The sequence below is a fragment of the Pseudomonas sp. QLc11A genome, assembly GCF_052112305.1.
Taxonomy (GTDB): Bacteria; Pseudomonadota; Gammaproteobacteria; order Pseudomonadales; family Pseudomonadaceae; genus Aquipseudomonas; species Aquipseudomonas laurylsulfatiphila.
This window is the reverse complement of the sequence record NZ_JAVAJJ010000014.1, coordinates 40,602-57,738: the sequence shown is the minus strand read 5'-3', so window position 1 is coordinate 57,738 and position 17,137 is coordinate 40,602. Positions and strand designations below refer to the sequence as shown.

Sequence of the window (17,137 nt, the reverse complement as noted above, 5' to 3'; positions counted from 1 at the left end):
GTTCACAACTGCTGCGCCAACACCTCAACCTGCTCCTGCCGCTCCGCCTGATTCAACTTTGGATGCGGATTCAACGACGACCACTGCGGATGCGCCCGAGCCTTGTTCAAAGCCTCGGGCAGTTTGCCTTCGCGCCAACTCTTTTCCTGAGGCGTGGCCACCTGGATGCTGTCCATCGCTGCGTGCCCACGGGTGTTCAGCGCCTGCAGCAATTGCCGCTGGCGCAGCGCCAGCAGGCGCAGCACGTTGTCATCCACCGTCAGTTCTCGCTGGCCCTTGATCTTGCCCAGCAAGCGGCTGCCATAACTGCGTGCGGTTTGCAGGGCGCCACCGGCGATGGCGCCGGCCAGTGCAGCGGCGCCGAGTGTAATCCCGCCCACCAGCAAATCGACCCCGGCCCCGGCAGCGGCGCCTGCGGCAATTCCACCGCCGACGCGCACACCCAGTTGCTTGAGGGTTTCCGGGTTGAACAGGTCATCGCCCCAACGGCCATCGAGCAGCGGCAAATCACTGGCCGCGGCATCCTGTGGGCGGAAGGCGTAGAGCTTGAGCAGGGCCTCGACGCAACGCTGCTCACGCTGGCGTACGGCTTTGCGCAATTCGCTGATCGCCTGTTGTTCCTGCTCGGCTTCACTGACAACGCTGCGCCGGCAAGCCGCGCAATCGATCAGCAATTCGGCAATCAGTCGCTCCGCGCTTTGCTGGCGAGCCAGACGCTGGGCCTGCTGATCGGCGATCAGGCGCTCGAGTTGCGGCCGGGCCGTTTCCAGCAGCAGGGCGAGACTTTCATAGAGTCGACGCTCGCCATCTTCCGGCGGCGCGACACTGTCGAAACGCACCAGGGCATGCAAGCCCAGCCGCGCCAGCGCTTCACGCCAGGCCGGTTCGCGGTGGTTGGCGCTGCTGACGAAATTCAGCACCGGCAGCAAGGGTTTTCCGCAACTGGCTAACACTTCCAGCTCGTCGCGATACTTGGCCAGCACCGGCTCACGGGCGTCGATCACATAAAGACCGGCATCCGACGCCAGCAACTGGCGCAGCACTTTGGCTTCCTGTTCGAAGCGTTGCCGGGCTTCGCTGCCCTCCAGGAAACGCGCCAGGCGTGCCGGACCGTCGAGGCGTTCACCCGGGCGTTCCAGGCGTTCAAGGTAGTCGAGCAGGGCGATGGCGTCTTCCAGGCCAGGGGTGTCGTAGAGATCGAGCAGCGGCTCGCCGTCCACCGACAACCGTGCGCCCTCGACATGCCGCGTGGTACTGGGGCGATGGGACACCTCACCGAAGCCGACGTCGCGGGTCAGGGTGCGCAGCAACGAGGTTTTACCGACGTTGGTGTGACCGACCACGGCGAGTTTCAGAGGCTGCTTCCTGGTGTCAGTCATGACCCGTCTCCAGCCAGTTCATCGGTGCACAATCGGCAAACGGCAACTCAAGCTGTTGCAGTGCCACGTGCCAATCGCCCAGGCGTTCGGCGTCCAGCGCTTCACCGGGCGGCGCCTGCAACAACCACACGCGGGTGGCGCTGGCGCTGCGGGCCAGTTCGGCAATCAAGGCCAGGCTGCCGCGATCCGGCGAGCGCCGTGGATCGCAGGCGATGGCCAGGCGTGCCGGGGGAAAGCGGCTCAGTTGTTCGAGGAGTTTGTGCCGCGATTCGCGACTGTCGAGGATCCCGGCGTTATTCACGTTTTTCGGCAACTGCGGTGGCCACGGGCGTTGGTCGTCCAGTTCGATGGCGACCAACAGCGCACCGTCGCTTTGCTGCTCGGTGACACCGTTTTCCACGCGGTGCAGTTGCGCCGGTGCCGCATCGCTGACACCGAGGCGCTCGCTGGTGGGCATCAAGCGTTCGCGCAACTGCGCGTAACCGGGCAGGTTCAAATCCAGGCGCAGCGCTGTTTGCCCTGTCTTCCAGCGCCACAGGCAAAGCAGCGCGAGCAGCAGGCGCGGCAAAACGCCGTAGACCAGCAGTACGCCCACCAGCCAGGCGGCCCAGGCCTGGCGAGCGCTTTCGATGTTCAGTGCGGCATCGCCACTGGCGCGGATCATCTCCACGGTCGGCACACTGAAGCCAAGCAGGGCCGGCAACGCACCCAGCGCTTGAGTGACGGCGATAAAGGTGTCGGCACCGAGGATCGTGGTTTCCCAGACGAAGCCGTAGCGCCGGGTCGCCATCAACATCAGCAGGATCACCAGCGCGCTGAGCATCGCCAACAACCACAGGCTGTTGACCAGCACGCCGATGGCCCAGCGATTGAGTTTCTGCCGTTGCAGTAACAGGAGTAGGGCGGGGGCCAACTGCGCGGCTTTGGCGTCACGAGCGAGCTTTTCACTGAGCCATAGCCACAGGCGTCCGAGGCTGGCGCCGTGTTCGCCGGCAAACACCAGCCCCAGCGCCCAACTCAGCAGCAGGACCAGATTGAGCCCGAGCAGGCTGCCCAAGGCCCAGAACACATTTACCGGGTGCAGGCCGTCGCCCATAGCCGCGAAGGCCAGGCCGGCGCCGCTGATCACGGCCAGTACCGCCAATACCAGCAGCGCCAGCCGCGAGCCTTGCAGCCAGTGTTTGAGGGCTGTAGTCAGGCCATCGCGTTCAGCCAGCCACAGGGCGCGGCGTTGAATGCGCGCCGGCAAATCGCCGCCGGCGCTGCGGGCCAGTCGGTTGGCTTCCAGGTCTTCCAGGGGGCCTGCGTGTTCTTCGCGCAGGCGGATGGTTTCTGTCAGCCAGAGGGTATTGAGTTCAGTCACGCGGCATCCCGTCGCTTAAATGAGCTGTGAGCATAACCGCTGTGGCGCTTATCGGCGAAAGCGAGGCTCTGGTATCCTCGCCGGCATGACTAAATCACTCCCCCTCAGCCTGATCGCAGCCCTCGGTGAAAACCGTGTGATCGGCGTCGACAACAGCATGCCCTGGCACTTGCCGGGAGACTTCAAATATTTCAAGGCCACCACCCTCGGCAAGCCGATCATCATGGGTCGCAAGACCTGGGATTCCCTCGGTCGTCCGCTGCCGGGCCGCCTGAACATCGTGGTCAGTCGCCAGGCGGATCTGCAGCTCGAAGGCGCGGAGGTATATCCGTCGCTGGAAGCCGCCGTCGTTCGCGCCGAAGCATGGGCGAAGGAACAGGGCGTCGATGAGTTGATGCTGATTGGCGGCGCGCAGTTGTATGCGCAAGGGCTGGCGCAGGCTGACCGGTTGTACCTGACCCGCGTGGCGCTGAGCCCGGAAGGGGATGCCTGGTTTCCGGAGTTTGATTTGAACCAGTGGAAACTGGTGTCGGATGTGCCGAATCCGGCGGAAGGCGATAAGCCGGCGTATAGCTTCGAAGTCTGGGAAAAAGCCTAAAAGCATCGTCGGATCGCCGCCCGGAGCAAGCTCGCTCCCACAGTGTTTTGAGGTGAATCACAAATTGTGTGAACACCACAGATCCCTGTGGGAGCGAGCTTGCTCGCGATAGCGGTCTATCAGACGCTACTCAAGCGTGCGCCAACGCCGAATGCTCATCCGCATCCAGCAGCGCCTTATCGGTCTGCTGCATCACCTGACTGGTGATCGCCCCGGCCGTCATCGAACCACTCACATTCAGCGCCGTACGCCCCATATCAATCAGCGGCTCGACCGAAATCAGCAACGCCACCAGTGACACCGGCAAGCCCATCGCCGGCAGCACGATCAACGCGGCAAAGGTCGCGCCACCACCCACTCCGGCCACACCGGCCGAGCTCAGCGTCACAATCGCCACCAGCGTCGCGATCCACAATGGGTCCAGCGGGTTGATGCCCACGGTCGGCGCTACCATCACCGCCAACATCGCCGGGTACAGACCGGCACAGCCGTTCTGGCCAATGGTCGCGCCGAACGAAGCGGCGAAACTGGCGATGGACTGCGGGATGCCCAGACGGCTGGTCTGCGCTTCGATACTCAACGGAATTGTCGCTGCGCTGGAACGGCTGGTGAACGCAAACGTCAGCACTGGCCAGATCTTGCGGAAGAACCGCAGCGGGTTGATCCCGGCGGCCGACACCAGCACGCCATGCACCACGAACATCAGGCCCAGGCCGATGTAGGACACCACCACGAAACTGCCGAGCTTGATGATGTCTTGCAGGTTGGAACCGGCGACCACTTTGGTCATCAGCGCCAACACGCCGAACGGGGTCAGCTTCATCACCAGGCGCACCAGACGCATCACCCAGGCTTGCAGGGTGTCGATGGCGTTGATCACTTTCTGACCTTTCTCGGCATCATCCTTGAGCAATTGCAGCGCCGCGCCCCCCAGGAACGCAGCGAAAATCACCACGCTGATGATCGACGTCGGCTTGGCTCGCGCCAGGTCTGCGAAGGGGTTTTGCGGGATGAACGACAGCAGCAGCTGCGGCACATTCAGGTCGGCGACCTTGCCGGCGTAATCGGTCTGGATGGTTTGCAGGCGCGCCATTTCCTGAGTGCCGGCCACCAGGCCTTCGGCGGTCAGGCCGAACAGGTTGGTCAGGCCGATGCCGATCAACGCCGCGCTGGCCGTGGTGAACAGCAGCGTGCCGATGGTCAGGAAGCTGATCTTGCCCAAGGACGACGCGTTGTGCAGGCGGGCCACGGCGCTGAGGATCGAGGCGAACACCAGCGGGATCACGATCATTTGCAGCAGCTGCACATAGCCGTTGCCCACCAGGTCGAACCAGCCGATCGAGGCTTTCAGCACTGGGTTGCCGGCACCGTAGACAGTGTGCAACGCCACACCGAACGCCACGCCCAGCACCAGCGCGAGCAGGACTTTTTTCGCCAGGCTCCATGTCGTGTGACGGGTTTGTGCCAGGCCGAAGAGCAGGGCGAGGAACACCAGCAGATTGAGGATCAGCGGCAGATTCATGAAGACTCCGATAAGACTTGTGCCGGTTGCACCCTTGGGCAACCGCGAACCGGCAAGCCTAACAGCTTGAAAACTAATGAATTAATATCAAAAACGTATGATATCCGTCGCTTTTGGAATAAGCGGATGTCGCTGTCAGAAATGCAACTGGCGCGAAAGGGACGCGGACGGTCGCTGACAGACGAGGACTGTCACACTTATTTGTTAGCGTCGATCTCTTTCACATTCAGGGAGAAACGCCAATGAAGTTCGCACCGAAATTACTGGCAGCAGCACTTTGCCTGGGCCTTGCCGGCCAGGTTTTCGCAACGGATCTGAAACACTGGCCAGCCGATCAGGCCAAGGCACTGGACGCGATGATCGCTGCCAATGCCAACAAGGGTAACTACGCGGTGTTCGACATGGACAACACCAGTTACCGCTACGACCTCGAAGAGTCGTTGCTGCCGTTCATGGAGAACAAGGGCCTGATCACCCGCGACAAGCTCGATCCCTCCCTGAAACTGATGCCTTTCAAGGACATTGCCGACCACAAGGAAAGCCTGTTCAGCTACTACTACCGCCTCTGCGAACTCGACGACATGGTTTGCTATCCATGGGTCGCCCAGGTCTTCTCCGGCTTTACCCTCAAGGAACTCAAGGGCTATGTCGACGAGATGATGGCGTCCGGCAAGCCGGTGCCGGCGACTTATTACGAAGGCGACGTGGTCAAGAAGCTCGACGTAAACCCGCCGAAAATTTTCACCGGCCAGCAAGAGCTGTACAAGAAACTGATGGAGAACGGCATCGAGGTCTACGTGATGACCGCCGCCTCCGAAGAACTGGTGCGCATGGTCGCGGCCGATCCGAAGTACGGCTACAACGTCAAACCGCAGAACGTGATTGGCGTGTCGCTGCTGCTCAAGGACCCGAAGACGGGCGAACTGACCACCGCGCGCAAGCAGATCACTGACGGCAAATATGACGAAAAGGCCAACCTCGGCCTGGAACTGACCCCGTACCTGTGGACCCCGGCGACCTGGATGGCGGGCAAACAGGCGGCGATCCTGACCTACATCGATCAGTGGAAAAAACCGGTGCTGGTGGGCGGCGATACCCCGAGCAGCGACGGCTACATGCTGTTCCACAGTGTTGACGTGGCCAAGGGCGGCATCCACCTGTGGGTCAACCGCAAGGACAAGTACATGACCCAGATCCAGGGCATGATGGCCAAGAACGCCGCGGCCCAGGCCAAGGAAGGGTTGACGGTGACTGCCGACAAGAACTGGGTGGTCGTCAAACCCGAAGAAATCCAGTAAGACCGCGGCGCTGCCATCGCGGGCAAGCCCGCTCCCACAAAGGTCTTGGGTGAAACACAAGTTGTGCGAATCCCGACGATCCCTGTGGGAGCGGGCTTGCCCGCGATGAGGCCAGTCGGTGCAATGAAAGCCTCTGCCTGATCGACATCTCCTGACAGTCGCAACCTACGCATTCTTGCGTAAGGGACTACGACTACGCCAGAATCCGCCGGCTTGTGCGCCTGATTGGCGGGTTCTATCTTCTGCGCGTCGCTGCCCATCAGCGATCGGGTTTGGTAGCCCGGATTTTCCAGGCGCATGACAACACCTTTGGCAGGTTTTTTCGTCTCTGCTTTTATGGTGGTCATGCGTAGGGCGCTTTCGAGCGCGCCGGCTCCCTGGACCGGTCTACCAACCTGCGTATGGCTGCCACCTTTCGTTTGGTAGCGAAGGTGATGGCTCTCTGCCTCCAGGAGATTCATCAATGCTAAAAATTACTCCCGATCCACCAAACTCCGACAACCTGTCCACCCGCATCAACGCCACCCCGCGTAAACCCAGCCAAACATTCGTCATCGCACCGGACCTCGACACCGAAACCCTGTTGGCCCACGCCTGCGAATCCCTCGCCTCGGCCAATGTCATGGCCAGCGATTTCGCCGGACTGCTGGACGGCTCGCAGCGCAGCACGATGCTGGGGATCGCCCAGGTCATCATGCTGGGCGAACTGGCGGTGAACCAGGCACTGGATAACCTCGACCCGCAGGAATAATGGGAACGCTGTTAACTGTAGGAGCGAGCTTGCTCGCGATGGTCGTTAACGATGACGCGTACTTTCTGATTTGACGCGGTGACCTTGCGTTCATCGCGAGCAAGCTCGCTCCTACAGTGGATCTGTGCAAACAAAAATGCCCCGCACTTGGCGGGGCATTTTTATGTCGATGGTTAACGCTTACAGCCCGTCAAGCATCGCCTTGTTACGCACAGCACCCTTGTCGGCACTGGTCGCCAGCAGGGCGTAGGCTTTCAGTGCGGTGGTCACTTTACGTGGACGCACTTCCACCGGTTTCCAGCCTTTCTTGTCCTGCTCGACGCGGCGAGCGGCCAGTTCTTCGTCACTGACCAACAGGTTGATCGAGCGGTTCGGAATGTCGATCAGCACTTTGTCGCCGTCCTGCACCAGGCCGATTGCGCCGCCGGCAGCCGCTTCAGGCGAAGCGTGGCCGATGGACAGGCCCGAGGTGCCGCCGGAGAAACGGCCGTCGGTGAGCAGGGCGCAGGCTTTGCCCAGGCCTTTGGATTTCAGGTACGAGGTCGGGTAGAGCATTTCCTGCATGCCCGGGCCGCCTTTCGGACCTTCGTAGCGAATGATGACGATGTCGCCTTCCTTCACTTCGTCGGCGAGGATGCCGCGTACGGCGCTGTCCTGGCTTTCGAAGATCTTGGCGTTGCCTTCGAAGACGTGGATCGACTCGTCGACGCCAGCGGTTTTCACCACGCAGCCGTCCAGGGCGATGTTGCCGTAGAGCACGGCCAGGCCGCCTTCTTTCGAGTAAGCGTGCTCGACACTGCGGATGCAGCCGTTTTCACGGTCGTTGTCCAGGGTTTCCCAACGGGTCGACTGGCTGAACGCGGTTTGCGTCGGGATGCCCGCCGGACCGGCCTTGAAGAAGTGGTGCACGGCTTCGTCGTTGGTCTGGGTGATGTCCCACTTGGCGATGGCTTCTTCCATGCTGCGGCTGTGCACGGTCGGCAGCTGGGTGTGCAGCAGGCCGCCACGGGCCAGCGAACCGAGGATGCTGAAGATACCGCCAGCGCGGTGCACGTCTTCCATGTGGTACTTCTGGATGTTCGGCGCGACCTTGCACAGTTGCGGCACGTGACGGGACAGACGGTCGATGTCGCGCAGGTCGAAATCGATCTCGGCTTCCTGGGCAGCGGCCAGCAAGTGCAGGATGGTGTTGGTGGAACCGCCCATGGCGATGTCCAGGGTCATGGCGTTTTCGAACGCCTGGAAGTTGGCGATGTTGCGCGGCAATACCGACTCGTCGTTCTCGCCGTAGTAACGCTTGCACAGCTCGACGATGGTGCGGCCAGCCTGCAGGAACAGCTGCTCGCGGTCGCTGTGGGTGGCCAGGGTCGAACCGTTGCCCGGCAAGGCCAGGCCCAGCGCTTCAACCAGGCAGTTCATCGAGTTGGCGGTGAACATGCCGGAGCACGAACCGCAGGTCGGGCAGGCGCTGCGCTCGTACTCGGCGACTTTCTCGTCAGAAGCGCTGGAGTCGGCGGCGATCACCATAGCGTCGACCAGGTCGAGGCCGTGGGAGGCGAGTTTGGTCTTGCCAGCTTCCATCGGGCCGCCGGAGACGAAGATCACCGGGATGTTCAGGCGCAGGGACGCCATCAGCATGCCAGGGGTGATCTTGTCGCAGTTGGAAATGCAGACGATGGCGTCGGCGCAGTGGGCGTTGACCATGTACTCGACGGAGTCGGCGATGATCTCGCGGCTCGGCAGCGAATACAGCATGCCGTCGTGGCCCATGGCGATGCCGTCATCGACAGCGATGGTGTTGAATTCCTTGGCCACGCCGCCAGCGCGTTCGATCTCGCGGGCGACCAGTTGCCCCAGGTCCTTGAGGTGCACGTGGCCCGGTACGAACTGGGTGAACGAGTTGGCAATGGCGATGATCGGCTTCTTGAAGTCGTCATCTTTCATCCCCGTGGCGCGCCACAGTGCGCGGGCGCCGGCCATGTTGCGGCCGTGGGTGGATGTTTTCGAGCGGTAATCAGGCATGAAGCACTCCGGGCGGCTAATCAGGTATCAAAAGGGAAGTGAGCTTCTATTGACGTCTGGAACACTCAGAAATGGCCGCGTGTCCGGAAGTTGCCGATAACTTTGCGGGATCGCCGCGCGCTTCAGCTTGAGCTCATAAACCCGCCGGGGATGACTGGCGATGAATGTTCGCGATTCTACACGGCTGGCGGCTGGAGGGAATGCCTGCAAACCTGGAGGTAGCATTCACAAGACGTGCGGGCGCGCTTTCTGTAGGAGCGAGCCTGCTCGCGATAAACCTGAGAGCGCCCCGGGGTGCCGGGTTTCCCGCGTTATCGTTGACGACCATCGCGAGCAGGCTCGCTCCTACAGTGATTTGTGCATCAGAGCCAGATGGCGTCCCAGAGTGGGTAGCCGCCGATATGGTCGACGAGGCCTGCGCGTAGAGGGTTGGTGATGATGTATCGGGCAATGGCTTTCAGATCTTCCTCGCGACGCAGGGCTCGGTCGAAGTAGCCCTTTTGCCATACAGGAGCATGTAGGTCCCGTTGCTGATTGATGAGGCGTGTGCAGCGAGATTTGGTGGCTTGCACCAGTTTCGGTAAATCACCGTTGTGCAATTCAATCAGCCAGTGGAAGTGATCCGGCATGACTACCCAGGCTATAGACGTGGCATGGCCGGCTTCCTGAGCCCTTCTGAACTCGTGCACCAAAAAGCGGCCAGTGCGCCAATCCTGGAAGAATGGTTGTCGTTCATGGGTGACAGCGGTCAGATGATAGATGCGACCGGATTGCGAGTGCCGACCTGTGCGTAATCGATGGGCTTTTGGCGTGCTGGACATTCCGTTGTCCTCTTCGGTGATGGGAAGAGAAAACGGTAGGCGTGGTGTGGGAGGTTGTCGCTTCGGCATTGGATCAGGATGTGTCCTGCACCTGTAGGAGCGAGCCTGCTCGCGATGAAATCAAAGACGCCGCGGGGTATCAGGTTCCCCGCGTTATCGTTGACGTCCATCGCGAGCAAGCTCGCTCCTACAGGAAGGGCGGCGATTGATCAGGGTATTAAGGCCGAGCGCCACCGCGCTGAGCAGCAGGAACGCGAGTGCCAGGGTCGTTTGCAGATCTATACCACTCAGATTGATCAAGGCGCTGGTCAAGCCGCCAAAAATGAAAACCAGTGTGTTCCCGGCGGACGCCGAAGTGCCGGCGTTGTCCGCAAACACGTCCATCGCTTTGGATGTGGCAATGGGGCGGGCAATGGTCGTGCCGGCGGTGCAGATGATCATCGGCACCAATACGGTCAGGATCGAGAGTCCAAGCCTGCTTGAGATTAAAAGCATCACCACTCCCGAGAAGAAAATCAGGCCCAAGCCGACAATGATTTGAGTATTGGGTGTTATCCGGCTGGAAAGCACCCGGGCGGCGATGCCTCCAATGATATAAGCCGCGCCATAGAGCAGAAGGGTCAGGGAGAATGCGTAGGGCGACATTCGTAGCTGATCCATGAAGATCAACGGCGAAACGACGATAAAGGAAAAATGGCAGGTAAAAGCGATGGCCGCGATCAACCAATAGCCCAGGAAGCTCGCATTGCCACACACCCGACGATAGGCGTGGAAAATGTTTTGGGCTGACGTCACGGCAGGTCGCTGGTCTTCCAGCATGAAACACGCCTTCAGAAACACGACGACGGCCAAGGCTATAAACAGGAAAAAGCTACCGGGCCAATCAAGTGCTTGCTGCAAGACACTGCCCAACAACGGCGAGACGGAAATGAATACCCCGCTGGCCGTGACCATCAGAATCCGAAGCCGATCCCGCTCCTTGCCTTCAAACAGATCCTGGACCAGCGCCTGCGACAGCACGAAGCAACCGCAGCCGATGGCCTGCAGCATCCGGAAAAACAGGAACCAGGCGTATTCGGTGGTCAGGATGTATCCAGTTGCACCGACAATCGATACCGCCATACCCGCCAGTAATAGCCCTTTTCGGCCGATAACATCGGACAGGGGGCCGATCAGTAGCTGAGACAGGGAGATGCCGACAGCGAAGAGGCTGATGGACAGGGAAATATCCGCAGTCGTGGTCCGAAAGTGTTTGGCCAGAGCGGGAAAGGAAGGGAGCAAAACATCAAGGGGAAAGACGCTCAGCAGCGTCATGGTCAGCAGCAGTAGAATGGCTGATGATTTTTTTGCAGTGTCTTCTGAGTGTGTCATCAGCCCATTTACTCGAACTTTGCGAGGAGTCGAGGATTGGTTTGATGGCGGGCGAAGTCAATCTGCTGGGCAGTGGGATCGTTCCTGATCAGCTGTAGGAATGTTCTTGTCTGTGTTGAGCGGGGCACCGCTCCCGCACTGGTTCAGCCCAGTACGGGAGCGCCAGCGTCTTAGCTGTTTGGCAACAACCGGCAAGTAATGCTCTTGATGTAACGGGTTTCCGCAATCGCCGGATGCACCGGATGATCCGGCCCCTGGCCGCCGCGTTCCAGCATCTGGATATTGCGGTCCAAGTGGCGGGCGCTGGTCAGCAGGATGTTCTGCAGGTCGTCTTCCGGCAGGTGCATCGAGCACGATGCGCTGACCAGGATGCCGTCCTTGGTGAGCAGGCGCATGGCTTGCTCGTTCAGGCGGCGGTAGGCGCCTTCGCCGTTTTTCATGTCTTTCTTGCGTTTGATGAACGCTGGCGGGTCGGCCACGATCACGTCGAAGCGTTCTTCGCTGGCTTTCAGTTCTTTGAGGGCTTCGAACACGTCGCCTTCGATGCAGGTCATTTTCTCGGCGAAGCCGTTCAGTGCGGCGTTACGCTCGACACCGTCAAGGGCGAAGGCCGAGGCGTCGACGCAGAACACTTCGCTGGCGCCGAACGCGGCAGCCTGCACACCCCAGCCGCCGATGTAGCTGTACAGGTCCAGCACGCGTTTGCCTTTGGCGTACGGCGCCAGGCGTGCGCGGTTCATGCGGTGGTCGTAGAACCAGCCGGTTTTCTGGCCCTGGATGACCGGTGCTTCGAATTTCACGCCGTTCTCTTCCAGTGCGACCCACTCCGGCACCAGGCCGAACACGGTTTCGACGTAGCGGGTGAGGCCTTCGGCGTCACGGGCGGCGGAGTCGTTCTTGAACAGGATGCCGCTTGGCTTGAGCACTTGGGTCAGCGCCGCGATCACGTCGTCTTTATGGGCTTCCATGGTCGCCGAGGCGATCTGCACCACCAGGATGTCGCCGAAACGGTCGACCACCAGGCCTGGCAGCAGGTCGGAGTCGCCGTAGACCAGGCGATAGAACGGCTTGTCGAACAGGCGCTCGCGCAGGGACAGCGCCACGTTCAGGCGATGCACCAGCAGCGATTTGTCCAGCGGCAGCTTGATGTCGCGCGACAGCACACGGGCGCAGATCAGGTTGTTCGGGCTCATGGCAACGATGCCCAGCGGCTTGCCGCCGGCGGCTTCGAGGATCGCCTGGTCGCCGGCCTTGAAACCGTGCAATGGCGTAGCGGCTACATCGATTTCGTTGCTGTAGACCCACAAGTGACCGTTGCGCAGACGACGGTCGGCGTTGGCTTTGAGGCGCAGGCTAGGCAGGGACATGTCGTCGCTCCGGAAAAAAGAGCGGGAGTATAGCGTGTTGAGACCCCGGATTGGCCTGCAAGTGGACATGTGACGAGGGTTGTCTTGCGATTTGGTATGTCGGATCCAACTTCATAAAGGTTAGAATCGCCGTCTGACCCAGAGTGTGTACCTATGTCCCAAGAGCTGACTTCCGAACAGATCCAACAAGCCCTGCAGGGCATCAGCGTACCGGCCCAGCCGCAGATCATGGTGGATTTGCAGATGGAGCAGTACATGCCCGACCCGGATCTGGAAGTCATTGCCAAGCTGATATCCCAGGATCCGGGCCTTTCCGGTTCTCTGCTGAAGATCGTCAATTCGCCGTATTACGGGCTGAGCAACAAGATTGCCTCGATCCAGCGCGCGGTCAATCTGCTGGGCAGCCGCTCGGTCATCAACCTGATCAACGCGCAGTCGATCAAGGGCGAGATGAATGACGACACCATTGTCACCCTGAACCGTTTCTGGGACACCGCTCAGGACGTGGCCATGACCTGCCTGACCCTGGCCAAGCGCATCGGCGTTGAAAATGGCGACGAAGCCTATGCCCTGGGCCTGTTCCACGACTGCGGCGTGCCCTTGATGCTCCAGCGTTTCCCCGACTACATGCGGGTTCTGGAGCAGGCCTATGCCAATGCCAGCGCCGAATGCCGGGTGGTGGACACGGAGAATCAGGTGTTCAATACCAATCACTCGGTGGTCGGCTATTACACGGCCAAGTCCTGGCGTCTGCCGGAACACGTGAGCGCGGCGATCGCCAATCACCACAATGCGTTGGCGGTATTCAGCGATGAGACTTCGCGCAACAGTTCGTTGAAGAACCTTTTGGCGATCCTGAAAATGGCCGAGCACATTTGCGCGTCGCATCGGGTGCTGGGCAATCAGGCCGAAGATCACGAGTGGAACAGCATCGCGCCGCTGGTGCTCGATTATGTCGGCCTCTCGGACTACGACTTCGAGACCCTCAAGCAGACGATCCGCGACCTCGGCACTCATCGCTGAGTGTCGGACCTTTCCAGGCCATGCGCCTGATCCGAGAGCACCATGCCTGAATTGCCAGAAGTCGAAACCACCCGTCGCGGCATCGCGCCGTACCTGGAAGGCCAGCGCGTCAGCCGGGTGATCGTGCGTGATCGCCGTCTGCGCTGGCCGATCCCCGAGGACCTCGATGTGCGCCTGTCCGGCCAGCGCATCGTATTGGTGGAGCGGCGCGCCAAGTACCTGCTGATCAACGCCGAAGTCGGCACCTTGATCAGCCATTTGGGCATGTCAGGCAACTTGCGTCTGGTGGAGGCCGGATTGCCGGCGGCCAAGCATGAGCATGTGGACATCGAGCTGGAGTCGGGCCTGGCCCTGCGTTACACCGACCCGCGGCGCTTCGGCGCCATGCTCTGGAGCCTCGATCCGCTCAATCACGAATTGCTGATTCGCCTGGGACCGGAACCGCTGACCGACCTGTTCGACGGCGAGCGCCTGTTCCAGCAGTCCCGTGGCCGTTCGATGGCGGTCAAGCCGTTCATCATGGATAACGCGGTGGTGGTGGGCGTCGGCAATATCTATGCGACCGAAGCGTTGTTCGCCGCTGGAATCGACCCGCGCCGCGAAGCCAAGAGCATTTCCCGTGCGCGGTATTTGAAACTGGCCATCGAGATCAAGCGCATTCTGGCGGCTGCCATCGAGCGCGGCGGTACCACGCTGCGGGACTTTATCGGTGGTGACGGCCAGCCGGGTTATTTCCAGCAGGAACTGTTCGTGTACGGCCGTGGCGGCGAACACTGTAAGGTCTGTGGCACGGGGCTGCGGGAAGTGAAGCTGGGGCAGCGTGCCAGTGTTTTTTGCCCGCGCTGTCAGAGCTGAAGGTCAGTTGGATCTTCAGTGAGGCTGATGACGCCTTCGCGAGCAGGCTCGCTCCCACAAGGGATTTGTGGGTGGCGCAGATTCAGTGTGGGAGCGAGCCTGCTCGCGAAGGCATTCTGAAGGTTGCCGAATGGCTTAAGCCTTACCGGTAATCTTCCGATATTTCTCCATCAACTGTTCTTCAGTCTCCGGGTGGGCTTCGTCCAGTGGAATGCAATCCACCGGGCAGACCTGCTGGCACTGCGGTTCGTCGTAGTGGCCTACACACTGGGTGCACAGGTTCGGGTCGATCACGTAGATCTCTTCGCCCTGGGAAATGGCGGCGTTCGGGCACTCGGGTTCGCAGACGTCGCAGTTGATGCAATCGTCGGTGATGATCAGGGACATGCTAACTCCAGCCGGGGCGGCAGGCCCGGGCGCAATAAACCAATGCGTACAATTGTGCCGCATTGGCGCTGTGGGAGCGAGCCCGCTCGCGAAAAACCATCTGACACCGCGGTCTATCCGGTTTTACGCGTCAACGTTTACGTCCATCGCGAGCAGGCTCGCTCCTACAGTATTGCGGGGTTATTTCTTGAAGCGCTCGGTCAGGGCGTCCGCCACCGCAGGGTGGACGAACTTGGTGATATCGCCACCCAGGGCCGCAATTTCACGGACCAGTGTCGAGGAGATGAACGAATATCGCTCGGACGGGGTCAGGAACAGGCTTTCCACATCCGGCGCCAGTTGGCGGTTCATGTTGGCCAGCTGGAATTCGTATTCGAAGTCCGACACCGCGCGCAAACCACGCAGGAACACGTTGGCATTCTGCTCTTTGGCGAAATGCGCCAGCAGCGTCGAGAAACCGACGACTTCTACGTTCGGCAGATGTTTAGTGACCTCGCGCGCCAGTTCCACCCGTTGTTCCAGAGGAAACAGCGGGTTTTTCTTCGGGCTGGCGGCGACGGCGATGATCACGTGATCGAACAGGCGCGAGGCGCGTTCGACCAGATCGCCATGGCCCTTGGTAATAGGGTCGAAGGTACCTGGGTACAACACTCGGTTCATCGCGTCGTCCTGGCGGGAATCCGTTGGGGAGTCGGATGGTATCGCAGCCTTCCCGGTCGGCCAAGTCGCCTGTTGGGTAAGAAAGCACTATAGACGATGGGAATAATCGTCATTTTCATGGGTTTTTTAAACGCTCGGCCAGGGAAGTTGCCAGTTGTGCCGTCAGTCCGTAGACCGACAATTGCGGATTGGCGCCAATGCTGGTGGGGAACAGCGAGCCGTCGTGGATCGACAGATTGCCCAACTGATGATGCCGGCCGAGGCTGTCGGTCACTGCGTTTGTCGGGTCTTCACCCATGGCGCAGCCGCCCATCACATGGGCACTGCCCAGGCGTGTGCGGTACAACTCCAGGCTCAGGCCGTCGATCAGCGTACGGGCTTCGGCGAGGGTCTTCACGTAACGGGCGTCGGCGTGCATCGGCATGACGGCCTTGGCGCCACCGGCAAACTGGATCTCGGCCATGCTGTGGAATGCCCGGCGCAAGCCATCCCAGGCGTAAGGCGAGAGCTGGTAATCCAGCACCGGCGTGTCGTCGCTGCGCAATTCGACGCTGCCACCGGGGCTGTCCGGGTGAAAGCCGTCCCGCAGCAACGCCAGCATGGCGTGGGTATGGGGCAGATTGGCCATGTGTTGCGAATTCTCCTGCCCGAAACCGCCAAGCAAGGTTGCGGCCAGCGCCGGATGCAATGGCGGAACCTCCAGCTTGAAGGACATCTTGCCGGTGGTGCCGTCCTGCCACTGGAAATGGTCGGAATAGATCGACTGCGGCGCACCGTAGAACGGGTTGACGACTTCATCGAACAACGCGGCGGACATGTTCACCGGGTGCAGGAACGTACGTTTGCCCAGGCGCTTGTGCGGGTCGGGTGCACCGGAACGCATCAGCAGGGCTGGGCTGTTGATGCCGCCACCGGCCAGCACGAAATGCCGTGCCTTGACCGTGATGGTGCGCCCGGTCGGTGCGACGCAGCGTTCATCCATCGCCGAGCATTGCAGGCCGGTGATCTTGTCGCCGCTGATCATGAGTTTTTCGGCGCGGGCCAGGTAAAGCAGCTCGCCGCCTTTTTCCAGGGTCGCCGGGATGGTGGTGACCATCATCGATTGCTTGGCGTTGGTCGGGCAGCCCATGCCGCAGTAGCCGAGGTTCCAGCAGCCGCGAACGTTGCGCGGGATGACGTGCCAAGAGTAATTCAGCGCTTCGCAGCCCTTGCGGATCACATCGTTGTTGGCGTTGGGCGGCACCATCCACGGCGCGACGCCCAGGCGCTGCTCCATTTTCTCGAACCACGGTGCCATGTCCGCCGGGCTGTGACCCTTGACGTTGTGCTCTTTGGCCCAGTGTTCCAGGGTGGGTTCCGGGGTACGGAAACTGGAGGTCCAGTTGATCAGCGTGGTGCCGCCCACCGCCCGGCCCTGGAGGATGGTGATTGCGCCATCCTTGCTCATGCGGCCGATGCCTTCCTGATAGAGGCTGCTGTAGGCCTGGTCTTCAAGCAGCTTGAAGTCGCTGCTGGTCTTGAGCGGGCCTTCCTCGATCAGCAGCACTTTGAAGCCGGCCGCGCTGAGGATTTCGGCGGTGGTACCGCCGCCGGCACCGCTGCCGATGATCGCCACGTCTGCTTCGAGTGTCAGGTCCTGGGTCAGTTGTGAGCCGTTGTAGGTTTTCCAGCCTCGGGCCATGCCTTCGCGAAACGGATCGGGTACGGGCATCTTCGGGTT

The 17,137-nt window shown here is 60.9% G+C and carries 15 protein-coding genes; 5 read left to right on the top strand and 10 right to left on the bottom strand.

Annotated features, from left to right (window positions below):
• Positions 1-2: 2 nt before the first annotated feature.
• Positions 3-1,379, bottom strand: a complete 1,377-nt coding sequence (locus Q8X48_RS19905) for a GTPase/DUF3482 domain-containing protein (protein WP_102673482.1) — start codon at positions 1,377-1,379, stop codon at positions 3-5.
• Positions 1,372-2,742, bottom strand: coding sequence for a DUF2868 domain-containing protein (locus Q8X48_RS19900; RefSeq protein ID WP_407800032.1), 1,371 nt, complete (start codon positions 2,740-2,742; stop codon positions 1,372-1,374). Before Q8X48_RS19900 ends, Q8X48_RS19905 begins: the two co-directional genes overlap by 8 nt.
• Before the next feature lie 85 nt (positions 2,743-2,827).
• Between Q8X48_RS19900 and Q8X48_RS19895 the strand changes: the two genes are divergently transcribed.
• Positions 2,828-3,340, top strand: a complete 513-nt coding sequence (locus Q8X48_RS19895; RefSeq protein ID WP_407800031.1) for a dihydrofolate reductase — start codon at positions 2,828-2,830, stop codon at positions 3,338-3,340.
• A 130-nt stretch (positions 3,341-3,470) separates the two neighbouring features.
• Here the strand turns inward: Q8X48_RS19895 and Q8X48_RS19890 are convergent, their stop codons facing one another.
• A complete protein-coding gene (locus tag Q8X48_RS19890) occupies positions 3,471-4,862 on the bottom strand; it encodes an L-cystine transporter (protein ID WP_407800030.1) in 1,392 nt (463 codons plus the stop codon).
• Between the two features lie 242 nt (positions 4,863-5,104).
• On the opposite strand from Q8X48_RS19890, the gene Q8X48_RS19885 reads away from it, so the two are divergent.
• Entirely contained in the window at positions 5,105-6,160 is a 1,056-nt protein-coding gene (locus Q8X48_RS19885) for a haloacid dehalogenase-like hydrolase (RefSeq protein ID WP_407800029.1), read from the top strand.
• Positions 6,161-6,623: 463 nt separating this feature from the next.
• The gene (locus Q8X48_RS19880) at positions 6,624-6,911 is read left to right on the top strand and encodes a DUF6124 family protein (protein ID WP_407800028.1); all 288 of its coding nucleotides are present in this window, start codon (positions 6,624-6,626) and stop codon (positions 6,909-6,911) included.
• Between the two features lie 180 nt (positions 6,912-7,091).
• Here the strand turns inward: Q8X48_RS19880 and ilvD are convergent, their stop codons facing one another.
• From ilvD to Q8X48_RS19860, 4 genes are all read right to left on the bottom strand, one after another.
• Entirely contained in the window at positions 7,092-8,933 is a 1,842-nt protein-coding gene (gene ilvD / locus Q8X48_RS19875) for a dihydroxy-acid dehydratase (RefSeq protein ID WP_407800027.1), read from the bottom strand.
• Positions 8,934-9,295: 362 nt separating this feature from the next.
• Complete coding sequence (locus Q8X48_RS19870) at positions 9,296-9,754, bottom strand: REP-associated tyrosine transposase (protein ID WP_407800026.1); 459 nt, start codon at positions 9,752-9,754, stop codon at positions 9,296-9,298.
• Between the two features lie 153 nt (positions 9,755-9,907).
• The gene (locus tag Q8X48_RS19865; protein WP_407800025.1) at positions 9,908-11,125 is read right to left on the bottom strand and encodes an MFS transporter; all 1,218 of its coding nucleotides are present in this window, start codon (positions 11,123-11,125) and stop codon (positions 9,908-9,910) included.
• Between the two features lie 170 nt (positions 11,126-11,295).
• Positions 11,296-12,492, bottom strand: a complete 1,197-nt coding sequence (locus Q8X48_RS19860) for a class I SAM-dependent rRNA methyltransferase (protein WP_007978942.1) — start codon at positions 12,490-12,492, stop codon at positions 11,296-11,298.
• Between the two features lie 153 nt (positions 12,493-12,645).
• On the opposite strand from Q8X48_RS19860, the gene Q8X48_RS19855 reads away from it, so the two are divergent.
• A complete protein-coding gene (locus Q8X48_RS19855; RefSeq protein WP_407800024.1) occupies positions 12,646-13,515 on the top strand; it encodes an HDOD domain-containing protein in 870 nt (289 codons plus the stop codon).
• Between the two features lie 42 nt (positions 13,516-13,557).
• Complete coding sequence (gene mutM / locus Q8X48_RS19850; RefSeq protein ID WP_015097228.1) at positions 13,558-14,370, top strand: bifunctional DNA-formamidopyrimidine glycosylase/DNA-(apurinic or apyrimidinic site) lyase; 813 nt, start codon at positions 13,558-13,560, stop codon at positions 14,368-14,370.
• Positions 14,371-14,505: 135 nt separating this feature from the next.
• On the opposite strand, the gene Q8X48_RS19845 is transcribed toward mutM, so the two are convergent.
• The 3 genes from Q8X48_RS19845 to Q8X48_RS19835 form a co-directional block, all read right to left on the bottom strand.
• Positions 14,506-14,757 carry a YfhL family 4Fe-4S dicluster ferredoxin gene (locus tag Q8X48_RS19845; RefSeq protein ID WP_003195146.1) on the bottom strand — a complete coding sequence of 84 codons (252 nt, stop codon included), beginning with the start codon at positions 14,755-14,757 and terminating at the stop codon, positions 14,506-14,508.
• A gap of 180 nt (positions 14,758-14,937) precedes the next feature.
• Positions 14,938-15,417, bottom strand: a complete 480-nt coding sequence (gene coaD, locus Q8X48_RS19840) for a pantetheine-phosphate adenylyltransferase (protein ID WP_007975368.1) — start codon at positions 15,415-15,417, stop codon at positions 14,938-14,940.
• A gap of 115 nt (positions 15,418-15,532) precedes the next feature.
• Entirely contained in the window at positions 15,533-17,128 is a 1,596-nt protein-coding gene (locus tag Q8X48_RS19835; protein WP_126048111.1) for a GMC family oxidoreductase, read from the bottom strand.
• Positions 17,129-17,137: the final 9 nt, after the last annotated feature.